This is a genomic window from Burkholderia sp. MSMB1459WGS, from assembly GCF_001534535.1.
Taxonomy (GTDB): domain Bacteria; phylum Pseudomonadota; class Gammaproteobacteria; order Burkholderiales; family Burkholderiaceae; genus Burkholderia.
In genome coordinates, this window is record NZ_LPMU01000002.1 from 14,428 (window position 1) to 28,508 (window position 14,081).

The 14,081-nt window shown below is 63.7% G+C and carries 8 protein-coding genes; all 8 read left to right on the forward strand.

Annotated features, from left to right (window positions below):
- The first annotated feature begins 45 nt into the window (after positions 1–45).
- The 8 genes from WT97_RS00300 (at position 46) to WT97_RS00335 (ending at position 14,030) form a co-directional block, all read left to right on the forward strand.
- Positions 46–1,815: a methyl-accepting chemotaxis protein gene (locus tag WT97_RS00300; RefSeq protein WP_060352581.1), complete on the forward strand. Its 1,770-nt coding sequence runs from the start codon at positions 46–48 to the stop codon at positions 1,813–1,815.
- A gap of 557 nt (positions 1,816–2,372) precedes the next feature.
- Entirely contained in the window at positions 2,373–4,295 is a 1,923-nt protein-coding gene (locus tag WT97_RS00305; RefSeq protein WP_027784391.1) for a PrkA family serine protein kinase, read from the forward strand.
- A 125-nt stretch (positions 4,296–4,420) separates the two neighbouring features.
- Positions 4,421–5,689 (forward strand): YeaH/YhbH family protein, encoded by a 1,269-nt coding sequence (locus WT97_RS00310; protein ID WP_034207259.1) that lies wholly within the window; start codon positions 4,421–4,423, stop codon positions 5,687–5,689.
- Positions 5,686–7,365 carry a SpoVR family protein gene (locus tag WT97_RS00315; RefSeq protein ID WP_059498972.1) on the forward strand — a complete coding sequence of 560 codons (1,680 nt, stop codon included), beginning with the start codon at positions 5,686–5,688 and terminating at the stop codon, positions 7,363–7,365. Before WT97_RS00310 ends, WT97_RS00315 begins: the two co-directional genes overlap by 4 nt.
- A gap of 234 nt (positions 7,366–7,599) precedes the next feature.
- Positions 7,600–8,904 carry an MFS family transporter gene (locus WT97_RS00320; protein WP_060352582.1) on the forward strand — a complete coding sequence of 435 codons (1,305 nt, stop codon included), beginning with the start codon at positions 7,600–7,602 and terminating at the stop codon, positions 8,902–8,904.
- Between the two features lie 939 nt (positions 8,905–9,843).
- Positions 9,844–10,428 (forward strand): fimbrial protein, encoded by a 585-nt coding sequence (locus tag WT97_RS00325; protein WP_059498970.1) that lies wholly within the window; start codon positions 9,844–9,846, stop codon positions 10,426–10,428.
- Positions 10,429–10,452: 24 nt separating this feature from the next.
- Complete coding sequence (locus WT97_RS00330) at positions 10,453–11,211, forward strand: molecular chaperone (protein WP_060352583.1); 759 nt, start codon at positions 10,453–10,455, stop codon at positions 11,209–11,211.
- A gap of 167 nt (positions 11,212–11,378) precedes the next feature.
- Positions 11,379–14,030: a fimbria/pilus outer membrane usher protein gene (locus tag WT97_RS00335; RefSeq protein ID WP_060352584.1), complete on the forward strand. Its 2,652-nt coding sequence runs from the start codon at positions 11,379–11,381 to the stop codon at positions 14,028–14,030.
- The last annotated feature ends 51 nt before the right edge of the window (positions 14,031–14,081 follow it).

Here is a 14,081-nt window from a genome sequence, read left to right on the forward strand (position 1 = left end):
CCAACGGGCGAGGCCCGTTCATGACGACGCAATACAGGATGGATGATGGTGTTCAGGAACCTGACGATTCGTGCGCGCATCGGTTTGACGATGGCGTTTCTGGCGGTACTGCTGGGTATCACCGGCGTGCTCGGTCTGTACGGAATGACGCGTTCGAACGATTCGACGCGCGAGATTTTCACGAACCAGATGCCGAGCGCGGTCGACGTGTCGGTCGCGGAAATGTTCGCCGCGCGCGAGCGCCTCGCACTCGACCGGGCGGCGCTGCTGGTCGGCACGCCCGATTCCACGGCTGCCATCGAGCGCAGCCGCGCGATGCGCACGCAATCCGACGCATGGTGGCAGAAGTACCTCGCGCTGCCGCGCGGCGCCGATGAGGATCGCCTCGCCCAGGACGTCGTCGCCCGGCGCAAGGTGCTGCAGGATACCTGCGACGCGTTCGCGAGCGCGATCGGCACGGGCGATCACGACCGGATCGGCGACGGCGCGAAGCAGCTTCAGGCGCGCTATAACGAACTGGCCGTGGCCGGCGAAGCGCTGCGCAACTTTCAGTTCACCAATGCGCAGGCGCGCTTCGATCGGGCGGAATCGGTGTTCGAGACGATGCGCGTGCTGTCGATCGTCGTGCTGCTGGCCGGCATCGGGGCCGCGGCGCTGTCGTGGCTGACGCTGAGCCGCGCGATCGGCCGCCCGATTGCCGATGTGCTGTCGCATTTCGACGCGATCGCCGCGGGCGACCTGCGCCGGCCGATCGTCGTCGATCGGCGCGACGAGATGGGGCAGTTGCTGGAAGGCCTCGCGAGGATGCAGCGCGGGCTCGTCGACACGGTGCGCACCGTGCGCGGCGGCAGCGAATCGATCGCGACCGCGGCCCGCCAGATCGCGGCCGGTAACATCGACCTGTCGTCGCGTACCGAGGAACAGGCCGCTGCGCTGCAGGAAACCGCGTCGAGCATGGAGCAACTGACCGGCACCGTGAAGCAGAATGCGGACAATGCGCGCCAGGCAAGCGCGCTGGCCGCGAATGCGTCCGACATTGCAAACAAGGGTAATACGGTGGTGGGCCAGGTGGTCGGCACGATGGGCGAAATCAACGACAGCTCGGCGAAAATCGCGGACATCATCGCGATCATCGAGGGAATCGCGTTCCAGACCAACATACTTGCGCTGAATGCGGCCGTCGAAGCCGCGCGGGCAGGCGAGGAAGGCCGCGGCTTCGCGGTCGTCGCCGGCGAAGTGCGCAGCCTCGCGCAGCGTTCGTCGAGCGCGGCGAAGGAAATCAAGACGCTGATCGACGCGTCGGTGGAGCGTATCCGGACCGGCTCGACGCTGGTCGACGAAGCCGGGCGCACGATGAACGACGTGATCGGCGCGGTCCAGCGTGTGACGGACATCATGGGCGAGATCGCGGCGGCGTCCGAGGAACAGAGCGGCGGGATCGACCAGGTGGCGCGCGCGGTCGCGCAGATGGACGAGGTCACGCAGCAGAATGCGGCGCTCGTCGAGGAGGCCGCGGCCGCCGCGCAGTCGCTCGACGAACAGGCGATGCGCCTGCGCGAAACGGCGGCGGTATTCCAGCTCGACGACGAAACGGCGCGCGCGGACACCGTCGTTGCGGTGGCGCGGCATGCGCCGCGCGCATCGTCCGCGCCGGCGGCGGCGCCGGTACAGGCCGCTGCGCGCGTCGAACGCGATGCCGCGCCGAAACGCGCGACCGCCGCGATGCCGGCGCGCAAGCCTGCCGCCGTATCGGCTGCGCCGGTGCCCGCGCCGGCCGTCGCGAGCGCCGGCGGTGACGACTGGGAGACGTTCTGATCCGCGTGCGCCGCGTATCTATCCCCATTTGGTGACGAACGACGCCCGCGATCCGCGGGCGTCGTCGTTTCTGCGACAGGCCGAATGTGACAGCGCGGACGATCGATCGGGCTCAGGCACGTGCGTCGCGCATCGTGCGTGACGCACCGACGGATTCGCGCGGAGGCGCTGCGTGCGCGTCGTGTTCCCGCGTTCGTCGTACGGGTATGTCCGTACGGGACTGCGAAAAAAATTTGTAACGGTGCGGGCGGCGTGTCATCGCGCGCGGCCGCTCGAACGTATAGGGATGAAGGGGAGAGGTGGCGACGTCGGGGGTGTCCAACGCACGAGCCGTTTCGATGTTCGACGAGACGCGGCGGATGCAGTTTCTGCGGCTCGGGAGGTCGATTGTAAAACGACGAAATGCGTTGTCCAAGCGGTGTTGTCGAGAATGACGAACTTCATACGAAGAGTTCGTGAAAAAAAATAAGAAAGGGTTTAGGATGAATTCGAACGCGCTTGCTTCTGCGCAGTCATAGAAGGCAGGCACGTCTTCAGACTCAGGCGAGGGAGGTAGCATGGATATTTACAGCAGCTTCGCGAACCGCTTCGAAAAAACGCGAGAGGAAGAGCTCTCGCTGGAGGAGTATCTCGCGCTCTGCAAGAACGATCCATCCGCGTATGCGACGGCGGGTGAACGCATGCTGGAAGCAATCGGGGAACCTGAACAGATCGATACCCGCAACGACCCGCGCCTGTCGCGGATCTTCGCGAACAAGGTCATCAAGGTGTATCCGGCATTCCGTGAGTTCTACGGAATGGAGGAGGTGATCGAGCAGGTGGTCGCGTATTTCCGCCACGCTGCGCAAGGTCTTGAAGAGAAGAAGCAGATCCTCTATCTGCTGGGCCCGGTGGGCGGCGGCAAGTCGTCGATCGCCGAGCGTCTGAAGCAACTGATGGAGCGCGTGCCGTTCTATGCGCTGAAGGGCTCGCCCGTCAACGAATCGCCGCTCGGGCTGTTCGACTACGACGAGGATGGTCCGATCCTCGAGGAACAGTACGGCATTCCGCGCCGCTACCTGAAAAGCATCCTGAGCCCGTGGGCCGTCAAGCGCCTGCACGAATACAACGGCGACATCCGCCAGTTCCGCGTGGTGCGACGCTATCCGTCGATCCTGCGGCAGGTCGGCATCGCGAAGACGGAGCCGGGCGACGAGAACAATCAGGACATCTCGTCGCTGGTCGGCAAGGTCGATATCCGCAAGCTCGAACAGTACGCGCAGGACGATGCCGACGCCTATAGCTACTCGGGCGGCCTGTGCCTCGCGAACCAGGGCCTGCTCGAATTCGTCGAAATGTTCAAGGCGCCGATCAAGGTGCTGCACCCGCTGCTGACCGCCACGCAGGAAGGCAACTTCAAGGGCACCGAAGGCTTCGGCGCGATTCCGTTCGACGGCGTGATTCTTGCGCACTCGAACGAATCGGAGTGGAAGGCCTTCCGCAACAACCGCAACAACGAGGCGCTGCTCGACCGGATCTTCGTCGTGAAGGTGCCGTACTGCCTGCGCGTGTCGGAAGAGATCAAGATCTACGAGAAGCTGATCCGCAACTCGTCGCTGGCCGAGGCCGTGTGCGCGCCGGGCACGCTGAAGATGATGTCGCAGTTCTCGGTGCTGTCGCGCCTGCACGAGCCGGAGAATTCGAGCCTGTTCTCGAAGATGCAGGTGTACGACGGCGAAAACCTGAAGGATACCGATCCGAAGGCGAAGTCGTACCAGGAGTATCGCGACTACGCGGGCGTCGACGAAGGGATGACCGGCGTATCGACGCGCTTCGCGTTCAAGATCCTGTCGCGCGTGTTCAACTTCGATACGAGCGAGGTCGCGGCGAACCCAGTGCACCTGATGTACGTGCTCGAACAGCAGATCGAACGCGAGCAGTTCCCGCCGGAAACCGAGCAGAAGTACCTGTCCTTCGTGAAGGACGTGCTCGCGTCGCGCTACGCGGAGTTCATCGGCAAGGAGATCCAGACGGCGTATCTCGAATCGTATTCGGAATACGGCCAGAACATCTTCGATCGCTACGTCACGTACGCGGACTTCTGGATCCAGGACCAGGAATTCCGCGACCACGACACGGGCGAGAGCTTCGACCGCGCCGCGCTGAACGCGGAGCTGGAGAAGATCGAGAAGCCGGCCGGGATCAGCAATCCGAAGGATTTCCGCAACGAAATCGTGAACTTCGTGTTGCGCGCACGGGCGGCGAACGCCGGCAAGAACCCCGTGTGGACGAGCTACGAGAAGTTGCGCGTCGTGATCGAGAAGAAGATGTTCTCGAACACCGAGGAGCTGTTGCCGGTGATTTCGTTCAACGCCAAGGGTTCGGCGGAGGAGCAGCGCAAGCATGAGGACTTTGTGAACCGGATGGTCGCGAAGGGCTATACGCCGAAGCAGGTGAGGCTGCTTTGCGACTGGTACCTGCGCGTGCGCAAGTCGTCATGACACGCGCGGCATCGCGCCCGGACGGCGAGTCCGCCCGGGCGCTTTCAGAGGCGCCGCCCGCATGACGGCAGACGGCATGCGCGGCGAGTGCCCCGGCAGATCGACTTTCGAGCGGGAGACCGGGAGTGCTTCATCAAATCATCGACCGCAGGCTGGCCGGCAAGAACAAGAGCATCGCCAATCGCGAACGCTTTCTGCGTCGCGTCAAGAACTACATTCGTCGTGCCGTGTCCGACGCGGTGCGCGACCGTAGCATCAAGGATATCCAGAGCACGCAGAGCATCACGATCCCGCGCAAGGACATCGCGGAGCCGAATTTCCGGCACGCGCCGGGCGGGCGTCGCGAATACGTGCACCCCGGCAACGAGGACTACGTGCGCGGCGACAAGATTCCGCGTCCGCAGGGCGGCTCGGGCGGCGGCGGGAGTCAGGCGAGCAACGAAGGAGAAGGGCAGGATGACTTCGTGTTCGAGCTGTCGCGCGACGAGTTCATGCAGTACTTCTTCGACGATCTCGAACTGCCGCGCCTCGTGAAGACGCACCTGCTGACGGTGCCGAGCTGGAAGAACGTGCGCGCGGGCTGGTCGGCGGAAGGTACGCCGAACAACATCGACGTCGTGCGTTCGCTGCGCAGCGCGCTCGGCCGGCGCATCGCGCTCGGCTCGCCGCTCGTCAACGAGCTGCGCGAGCTCGAGGCGCGGCTCGAAGCGCTGAAGAACGACACCGAAGACCGCCGCGCGGAAATCGCGACGCTCGAAGCCGAGATCCACCACCTGAAAGGGCGCATCTGGCGGATTCCGTTCATCGATCCGTTCGACCTGCGCTACATCAACCGCGTGAAGCAGCCGCAACCGTCGAGCCAGGCCGTGATGTTCTGCCTGATGGACGTGTCGGGCTCGATGGACGAGCAGCGCAAGGATCTCGCGAAGCGCTTCTTCATCCTGCTTTACCTGTTCCTCAAGCGCAACTACGAGCGCATCGAAGTGGTGTTCATCCGTCACCACACGCGCGCCGAGGAAGTGGACGAAGATACCTTCTTCCATTCGACCGAAAGCGGCGGCACGGTCGTGTCGAGCGCGCTCGAACTGATGCGCAAGGTGATGAACGAGCGCTACTCGCCGACCGAGTGGAACATCTATGGCGCGCAAGCGTCCGACGGCGACAACTGGACTGACGATTCGCCGAAGTGTCGCAAAATCCTGGAAGAGGATATTCTCACCAAGACGCGTTACTTCGCGTATATCCAGGTCGCGCCGGAAGAGCAGAATCTGTGGCTGGAATACGCGCAACTGGCCCTGTCGCAACCGCATCTCGCGATGAAAAAAGTGGAATCGGCTGCGGACATTTACCCGGTGTTTCGCGAATTGTTCGAAAAGCAGGTGGAAATGTCATGACGACCCGCCATCTGCACAACGAGTCGCGCGGCTACGAGCCGCGCCCTTCCGGCGACGACACGGCCGGCCCTGCCGCACCGCAGCAACGCGTGCAGGCCGAACCGTCGCCGCCGGCCGCCGACTTGCCCGGTTCCGGGCAAAAGGAAGCGCGTATGAACGTTGCCGAACGCAAGCCACTGCCGTGCCCGTCCGACTGGACGTTCGAATTGCTCGAGGAATACGACACGCACATCTCGCAGGTCGCCGAACAATACGAGCTCGACATCTACCCGATCCAGCTCGAGCTGATCAGCGCCGAGCAGATGATGGATGCGTATGCGTCGGTCGGGATGCCCGTCAACTATCGCCACTGGTCGTTCGGCAAGCACTTCCTCGCGACCGAAAAGAGCTACCGCCGCGGCCAGATGGGCCTGGCCTACGAAATCGTCATCAATTCGAACCCGTGCATCGCGTATCTGATGGAAGAAAACACGATGACGATGCAGGCGCTCGTCATCGCGCACGCGGCGTACGGGCACAACTCGTTCTTCAAGGGCAACTACCTGTTCCGGCTGTGGACCGACGCGCACGCGATCATCGACTATCTCGTGTACGCGAAGAACTACGTCGCGGAATGCGAGGAGCGCTACGGTCTCGATCGCGTCGAGGAACTGCTCGATTCGTGCCACGCGCTGATGAACTACGGCGTCGACCGTTACAAGCGGCCGCAGAAACCGTCGCTGTCGAAGGAAGCGGCACTGCGGCGCGAGCGCGAGGCGTACCTGCAGTCGCAGGTCAACGAACTGTGGCGCACGCTGCCCGGCAAGAAGCCCGAGCTGACGGAGGAGCAGGAAGAGCGCTATCCGCCCGAGCCGCAGGAGAACCTGCTGTATTTCGCGGAGAAGAATGCGCCGCTACTCGAACCGTGGGAGCGGGAGGTGATCCGCATCGTGCGCAAGATCGGCCAGTATTTCTATCCGCAGCGGCAGACGCAGGTAATGAACGAAGGCTGGGCGACGTTCTGGCACTACACGCTGCTCAATACGCTGTACAACCAGGGGAAGCTGGAAGACGGCTTCATGATGGAGTTCCTGCATTCGCACAGCAACGTGGTCTACCAGCCGCCCGTCACGAAGCCGTACTACAGCGGGATCAACCCGTATGCGCTCGGTTTCTCGATGATGAGCGACATCCGAAGGATCTGCGAAGCGCCGACGGAGGAGGACTACAAGTGGTTTCCGGAGATCGCGGGCACGCCGTGGCTGCCGGCGATGCACTATGCGATGCGCAACTTCAAGGACGAGAGCTTCATCGCACAGTACCTGTCGCCGAACCTGATTCGCGAGATGCGGCTCTTCTCGGTGCTCGACGACGACATGCGCGACTCGCTCGAGGTATCGGCGATCCACGACGATTCCGGCTATCAGTACGTGCGGCAGGCGTTGTCGCGGCAGTACGACATCCATCATCGCGAGCCGAACATCCAGGTATGGGCCGTCAACACGCGCGGCGACCGTAGCCTTACGCTGCGTCACTTCATGACCGACAACCGCCACCTGTCGAACGACAGCGAAGAGGTGCTCAAGCACATGGCGCGGCTCTGGCAGTTCGACGTGTACCTGGAAAGCGTCGACGAGGCCGGCACCGTACGCAAGCGCTACGAGTGCCGCTACGTGCCGCCGGAAGTGCGCGTGTGATCGTCGCCAAGCGAAAATGTTTGCATCGGACGCCAGCCCGAAGGCTGGCGTTTTCATATGACGAACGCGTGGCGGGAGAAAAATTTTCTACATCCGGACGAACCCGGAGCGCTTGTTACTTTACATTTCGCTAAAATCCCGTAGCGCCGTGCGCCGGAACCGGTGCCACGTGCGACCGCACGCGGCGGCCCCAGCCGTCTCGCCCAGAAAGTACTAAAAGGAACAGACCAACCCATGGACGTCCAGACCGACCAAGCTGCGCTGTCCGCGCATGACACCCGGCGGCGCGTGTTCGCCATCGTCGGCGCCTCATCGGGCAACCTCGTCGAGTGGTTCGACTTCTATATCTACTCGTTCTGCGCGCTGTACTTCGCGCCGGCATTCTTCCCGAGCGGCAACACGACGACCCAGTTGCTGAACACGGCGGGCGTGTTCGCGGCCGGCTTCCTGATGCGTCCGATCGGCGGCTGGCTGTTTGGCCGCATCGCCGACCGTCACGGCCGTCGCACGGCGATGATGATCTCGGTGCTGATGATGTGCGGCGGCTCGCTCGTGATCGCGGTGCTGCCGACCTATGCGCAGATCGGTGCGCTCGCGCCGACGCTGCTGCTGGTCGCGCGCCTGTTCCAGGGCCTGTCGGTGGGCGGCGAGTACGGTACGAGCGCGACCTACATGAGTGAAGTGGCGCTGAAGGGCCGTCGCGGCTTCTTTGCGTCGTTCCAGTACGTGACGCTGATCGGCGGCCAGCTGTGCGCGCTGCTGGTGCTCGTGATCCTGCAGCAGACGCTGTCGGCCGGTGAGCTGAAAGCGTGGGGCTGGCGCATTCCGTTCGTGGTCGGCGCGGCGGCCGCGCTGATCTCGCTGTACCTGCGAAAGTCGCTCGACGAGACGTCGACGAGCGCATCGCGCGACAAGAAGGACGCCGGCACGATCCGCGGCGTGTGGCAGCACAAGGGGGCGTTCTTCACGGTGGTCGGCTTCACGGCCGGCGGCTCGCTGATCTTCTACACGTTCACGACGTACATGCAGAAGTACCTCGTGAACACGGCCGGCATGCAGGCGAAGACGGCCAGCAACGTGATGACCGTCGCGCTGCTCGTCTACATGCTGATGCAGCCGGTGTTCGGCGCGCTGTCGGACAAGATCGGCCGCCGCACGTCGATGATCCTGTTCGGTTCGTTCGCGGTGATCGGCACGGTGCCGCTGATGCATGCGCTGAAGGACGTGACGAGCCCCGTGGCCGCGTTCGTGCTGGTCACGGTTGCGCTGGCGATCGTCAGCTTCTACACGTCGATCAGCGGCCTCATCAAGGCCGAGATGTTCCCGCCGGAAGTGCGCGCGATGGGGGTGGGCCTGTCGTATGCGGTCGCGAACGCGATCTTCGGCGGCTCGGCCGAGTACGTCGCGCTGTGGTTCAAGTCGATCGGCAGCGAGGAAACCTTCTACTGGTACGTGACCGTGCTGTGCGCGATCTCCCTGATCGTGTCGTGGCGCATGCGCGATCCGAGCAAGGAAGGGTATCTGCGCCACGAGCCGTGATCGGCCGCGGAGCATAGCCCGGCCGACGGCCGGCGCTGCCCGCCGCCACGGATAGCCAGCGGCGCTCCTCCCGGACGGCGGAGCGCCGTTTCGTTTATGGGGCGCGCCGACTCGGAAGCTCATCCGCACGGCGACGATATCGATATCGCAATCGCTTCGTTGTCGACGATGGCCGATCCTTTTATGCTGGACCCGTAGTTCGTGTGACACCTCCTTGACTGGGATTCGCGCCCGCTGCTTGCAGCGGGCGTTTTTTTTGGCGCTGCGTTCGTTGCCGCTCGAGGCGGCGGGAAGGCAGCGCCGGACCCGAACGACGCACATGGGACAAGTCGGTAACGACGCGTATATCGATGCGATTGCGAAACGACCGGCGGCCCGCAATGACGAATCGGCATGGAAAAGGAAAATGCTGATTCTGGTGTGCAATATTCTCGATTGGTTACCCTTTTAAAATGAGTCGCGAGGGGCGTGCACATGAGATTTTTCTGAATACATGTCAATTCCAATGAGAAAATTACTGGATGGGAGATGATCTGAAACTGTTGTTAACAAAATAATGCAATTGGCCTGGATTTTGCGCGTGCAATAACGGACGCTCGCCGGGCCTTCTTTCGCCTCGTCGTTCCGTTATCGACTATCGGTCGAAGTGCCGTGCGCCCTTGCTGCGCCAGCATCGTCGGCTGCCTGCCGCTCGCGATTGCCGCGTTCATTCGAATTCCACATGCTTCGATAAGCGAATGGAATAATTCGTACCAGTACGATATCGATAAATCATTTTGATTAATAGAATTTCGCTGGCCGTCAAATTCGCGGATGAGGTCAGCCTTTCTTCCGGAATAAGACGACCAGGTTCGTGCTGCGGCAATCGGCGAAACGATCGAATGCCGGCACGTGAACGGGCTGTTCCGAGAAAACATCCATTTTTAAAGGAATTCAACGATGAAGATGAATCTGCTCCGGGGTTGCGTCGCCGCAGGTATCGCAAGTGCTGCGCTCGTGCCGTCGGTTTCCCACGCATTCGACGGCGAGCTTGCGTTCTACGGCAGCATTTCCGACGTCACCTGCAACATCGACGGCGCAGCGCCGGGCGCCGGCAACCGCAAGGAAGTGCAACTCGGCGACCGTATCGGCACGGACACGTTCACCGAAATCGGCAAGACTTCGAATCCCGTCACGTTCAACCTGAACATCGGCGGCAATGCAGGGTGTACCGACGGCACGAAGGTTCTGGTCGAATTCGATCAGCGGTCGATCAACATCAATCCGGTGACCGGCAACCTGAAACTCGTCGGCACCAAGCCGGCGGAAGGCATCGAAATCCAGCTCAAGGATGCGGGCAACGGCAAGAACGGCAAGATCATGCTCGGTCAGCCGCAGAACATCGCGGATGCCCAAGTCGCGACGGTCGCGAACAACACCGCCACGCTGACCTATACGGCGCAATACGTATCGACGGCCGCGCCGGCTGCGATCAAGACCGGTTCGGGCAACTCGTTCATCCGCTACGTGCTCGCGTACCACTGATCGATGCAATCTCTGCTCCACGTCATGAACCTGTCCATTCGTTCCCTTCGTGTGCAAGCCGTGGCCGGTGTCGTGGCGTGGGCCGCCTGTGCCGCGCCGGCACAGGCGGCACTGCTGCTGGACGGTACCCGGGTGATTTTTCCGGAGCATGCCCGCGATGTGACGGTCCGGATGAAAAACGCAGGTACCGAGCCGGTACTCGCGCAGAGCTGGATCGACGACGGCCGCGCCGATGTGCCGCCCGAGGAGATGCGCACACCGTTCCTGGTTGCGCCGACCTTGGTGCGCGTCGAAACCGGACGCAACGCCGTGCTGCGCATCACGAACCTGCAGGCACAACTGCCCGCCGACCGCGAATCGGTGTTCTGGCTGAACGTGCTCGAGGTGCCGGCAGTGACGCAGGACGCGGACAACCGCTTGCGCTTCGCGTTCCGGACCCGCATCAAACTGTTCTACCGGCCCACGGCGCTCGCGAACGACGCCGACACCGCGGCGGACAAGCTGGTGTGGAAGGTATCGGCCGACGCGGCGCATACGCGCGGGCAGCCGATATCGCTCGAGGTTTCCAATCCGACGCCGTATTACGTGTCGTTCGGCATGGTGGAGGGCGACGTCGGCGGAACCTTCGTCCCGGCCGGCGGCGGGATGGTCGCCCCGTTCGGGTCGCAGCGCTTCCCGTTGCCCGCCGCCACCGCGCGTTCGCAGCGTCCGACGGCCGTGCGCTACATGGCGATCGACGACTACGGCGGCCGCAGCACGATAACTAAAAAATTGACCGATTGAGCAACAGGTTCACATAGCACATCTCGAAGGCACGACACAGCATGCCGGATCATGAAAATCGATTCGGTATGCGAAACAACTGTATCCTCATGCTGAGTTCGGCTGGTTTTCAATTTTCATGTGCGCCGCGGTTTCTGCAGCGTCCTTGTCTGCTGGCCGTCACATCCGTGTTCGCATCGATCGCGATGGTGTCGGGGACGAACGGTTTCGCCGCGACGACGGATACGGTCGAGCCGGCTGGGCGGGACGGCACGCGCCGCTCGACAGCGAGCGCGGCATCGAGCGTGTCGACAGGCGGGGACACGCACTTCGACGATTCGATGCTGATGCACGGCGCGGGCAGCGAGCCGATCGATACGACGCCGTTCGCACGGCCGAACGCGGTCGTGCCCGGCATGCATCGCGTCGACCTGATCGTCAACGGGCAGTGGCGCGGCGTGGAAGACATCATGTTCCGTCATGATGTGCGCGGTGACGTGCTGCCTTGCTACGATCGCGCGCTGCTGCAGCGCGCGGGCATCGATCTGGATCGAAGCGCGCGCGGCCAGGATGGCAGCCAGCCGCCGAATCCGATGCCCGACGGGTCGATCTGCGATGCGTTGTCCCGCTACGTGCCCGGCGGCGCGCTGTCGTTCGACGCGGCCGAGCAGAGGCTGTATTTGACTGCGCCCCAGCTCTACATGCGGCTCGCGAGCCAGAGCACGTACGTCGACCCGTCGCATTGGACGAACGGCGTGCCGGCCGCATGGCTGAACTACAACGCGAGTGCGTTTACGACGCGTTCGAGCGGTTACGAGTATTCGCAGTTCTATACGGGCCTGTCGATGGCGGCGAGCGCCGGGCCCATCCGGATCCGTCACAACGGCAACCTGACGTGGTCGCAGCGCAGCGGCGCGCGCTATCAGCGCGGCTACGTGTATGCCCAAACCGATCTGTCCGACTGGCACGCGCAGTTGCTGGCGGGCGAGAGCTCGACCAGCGGTTCGATGTTCGACGCCGTGTCGTTTCGCGGCGTGCAAATCGCGAGCGACGACAGGATGCTGCCCGACGAGCAGCGCTACTACGCTCCCGTCGTGCGCGGCGTCGCGCAGTCGAACGCCAAGGTGTCGATCTATCAACGCGGCTATCTGGTGCACGAGACGACCGTCGCGCCCGGACCGTTCGCGATCGACAACCTGCAGGCGATGAGCTACGGCGGCGACCTGAACGTGACGGTGACCGAGGCCAACGGAGAGACGCGCAGCTTCGTGGTGCCGTTCGCGACGACGGTGCAACTGCTGCGTCCGGGCAGCACGCGGTTCAGCGTGACGGCGGGGCAGGCGATCGAACTCGGCGACGATATCGGCAAGCAGTACGTCGGCCAGTTCACCGTGCAGCGCGGCGTCAGCAATGCCGTGACGGCTTATGGCGGCGCCGCGTTCGCGAGCCGCTACCAGTCCGCGCTGGTGGGTGTCGCGCTCAATACGTCGATCGGCGGCTTCGGGGCGGACATCACGATCGCGCGCACGCAGCCGCGCGGCAGCGAGCGCCTGACCGGTTCGAGCATTCGCGTGTCGTACAGCAAGAACCTGCCGAACAGCGGGACGAACTTCTCGCTGCTCGCGTATCGCTATTCCACGAAAGGCTATCTCGGCCTGCGCGACGCGATGCTGCTGAACGGCCGGGGCGATCAGGGCGCAGGGGCGGCCACGTTTGCGCGTTTGCGCGATCGGGTCGATCTCAACGTGAGCCAGCAGATCGGGAGTGCGGGCAGCGTTTATGCGAACGGATCGGCGCTCAGCTACTGGGCGGGCGGCGGGCGGACGGTCAGTTTCACGCTCGGCTACAGCACGCAGTGGCGCGATGCCACGGTGACCGCGTCGGTGCAGCGCGTGCGCAACCTGTCCGGACGCGAGCCGTCGTTCGGGGGTGGCGCAGGCAGCACGCTCGCGAGCGTGAACGTGTCGATTCCGCTGGGCCGCAATTCGCGGCGTGCGCCGATCTTCAGCTCGCTCGTGACGCATGACAGCAGCGCCGGCACGAGCGCCACGGCGAGCCTCGCGGGCCGCTTCGGCGAGCGGGGCGACGGATCGTACTCGCTGGCGTCGAGCTATGACGGCAACAATCGCGCATCGTCGGGCAGTTTCGGCATCGGCTATCAGCGGCCGGCCGTGTCCGTGTCGGCGAATCTGGGCATCGGGCGTGACTACCAGCAGGCTTCGGCGAACGCGACGGGCGGCCTCGTGTTGCATCCGGGCGGCCTGACGCCGGCACCCACGTTGAGCGAGACCATCGGCGTCGTGCACGCGCCGCACGCGCGCGGCGCACAGGTCGCGAACACGAGCGCGCGCGTCGACCGCTTCGGCTACGCGATCGTGCCGAGCCTCATTCCGTATCAGCTCAACAAGATCGACATCGACCCGAAGGACATTCCGGAGAACGTCGAGCTGAAGACGGTGTCGCGCAGTGTTGCCCCGCGCTCGGGGTCGATCGTCATGCTGTCTTACGACACGCTGAAGGCGCGCGCGCTGCTGATCGACGCACAGACCGACGAAGGGCGGCCGCTGGCGTTCGCGGCACGCGCGTTCGACGCACACACCGGCGCGGCGCTCGGCGTGGTCGGCCAGGGCAGCCGACTGTTCGTACGCAGCGCCGCGGACGACGGCCGGATTCGTGTCGAATGGGGACCGCGTGCGGACCAGCAGTGCGTGATCGATTACACGATACCGGCTGCGCAGCGTGCGGGGACGGGCTACGTGATGCTGACGGGTACCTGCCGCGCGGCGACGGTGACGCGGGACGCCGTCGCATCGCGAGCCGAGCACGACGGAGGGCGCTAACACGATGCATCGTTCACGCTTTCGTGATGTCCCGCTTGCGCGGCTGTCGTC